Origin of the sequence: Candidatus Protofrankia californiensis, from assembly GCF_900634765.1 — a bacterium.
In the GTDB taxonomy this organism is placed as follows: Bacteria; Actinomycetota; Actinomycetes; order Frankiales; family Frankiaceae; genus Protofrankia; species Protofrankia californiensis.
Window position 1 is genome coordinate 10,660 of the sequence record NZ_CAAAFT010000495.1, and the last position, 474, is coordinate 11,133.

Genomic DNA, 474 nt, shown 5'->3' on the forward strand with positions numbered 1-474 from the left:
CGCCGCCGCCGTGGTGGACGGGTTAGCCCCCCTGGTCGGACTCGGCGGCGCCGAGGTCGGCGCGCAGGAAAGCTTCTGGGCGGTGCGGACCTTCCTCGCCGCGATCGCCGAGAAGCGTCCGCTGATCGTCTGGTTCGACGACGTGCACTGGGCGGAGCCGACCCTGCTGGACCTGATCGAGCACGTCGCCGACTGGTCCCGGGAAGCGCCGATCCTGCTGCTGTGCCTGGCCAGACCGGAACTGCTCGAGGAACGCCGGACGTGGGGCGGCGGCAAGCTCAACGCCACGTCCATGCTGCTGCAGCCACTGAGCGAGGAGCGCTGCCAGCGCCTGATCCGTACTCTGATGGGCTCGAACGACCTCGACCCCGCGCTGGTCTCGCGCATCACCGACTCGGCCGCGGGAAACCCGCTGTTCGTCGAGCAGACACTCGCGGCTCTCGTCGACGACGGGCTGCTGCGCCGCGAGGGCGA

1 pseudogene is annotated in these 474 nt (G+C 70.7%); it reads left to right on the forward strand.

The window, feature by feature from the left end:
• A pseudogene (locus DD1DGNOD_RS25845) lies at positions 1–474 on the forward strand (guanylate cyclase); the annotation flags it as partial.